The sequence below is a fragment of the Yersinia alsatica genome, assembly GCF_902170305.1.
GTDB classification, from domain to species: domain Bacteria; phylum Pseudomonadota; class Gammaproteobacteria; order Enterobacterales; family Enterobacteriaceae; genus Yersinia; species Yersinia alsatica.
The window spans coordinates 1-903 of the sequence record NZ_CABHWW010000037.1 but is presented as its reverse complement, the minus strand read 5'-3'; the positions used below and the strand labels follow the sequence as shown (position 1 = coordinate 903).

Sequence of the window (903 nt, the reverse complement as noted above, 5' to 3'; positions counted from 1 at the left end):
CTTAAACCGGTGTTTAACTGGTTTAGCGACAAGGTAAAACAGCTTGCCAACTGGTTCGCTGACCTGATTAAACCGGTGAAAGCCACGCAGGAAACCTTGGCTGTAGCGACCAATGCGGGCAAGTTATTTGGCGAGGGGCTGGCGGCAGCGCTGAGTCTGCCGATGAATGCACTGAATACCCTGCGCAGTGGCATTGACTGGGTACTGGAAAAGCTCGGGATCATTGATACAAAATCAGACGGGCTGGCCGATAAAGTCCCGAAAGATAACCCTTACGCGGGGGGCTATTCACCGAGTGGCGGCGTGTTGTATGGCGGTTATCAGCCGGTCACCGCCAATACCGGCACCACCATAGTCGATAGCAGTGTGACCACCAACGATATCAACATAACTATTCCGCCGGGCATGAGCCGACAGGATGCCGAACGCATGATGACAGATGCCCTTGCCAAAAATGAACGCACTAAACGCGCCCGCCAGCGCGGTCAGATGGAGAGTGATTAATCATGATGTTATCGCTGGGCTTATTTGTGTTTATGCGCCAGACCACGCCTTACCAAAGCATGGCGCGCAACATTGATTACCGTTGGCCGACCAACAGCCGGGTAGGCTTGCGCCCGTCCGCGCAATATCTTGGCGTCGATAATGAAAAAATCACCCTGTCCGGGGTGTTGCTGCCGGAGCTGACCGGCGGCCGTCTGTCTTTGCTGACCCTTGAGGCAATGGCTGACCAAGGCAAAGCATGGCCGCTGGTCGAGGGTAGTGGCATGATTTACGGCATGTTTGTCATTGAGAGCCTGAGCCAGACCGGTGCGCTGTTTTTTGAAGATGGCAGCGCCCGGCGCATTGAGTTCACCCTCAATTTGTTGCGGGTTGATGAGTCATTAACCGCGATGTTTGGCG

The 903-nt window shown here is 54.6% G+C and carries 1 protein-coding gene and 1 pseudogene; both read left to right on the top strand.

Annotation, left to right across the window (positions count from 1 at the left end):
• Positions 1 to 504: pseudogene (locus tag FTA96_RS21395) on the top strand (phage tail tape measure protein); the annotation flags it as partial.
• Positions 505 to 506: 2 nt separating this feature from the next.
• A partial coding sequence (locus FTA96_RS21390; RefSeq protein WP_145574849.1) for a phage tail protein occupies positions 507 to 903 on the top strand: 397 nt, incomplete at its 3' end.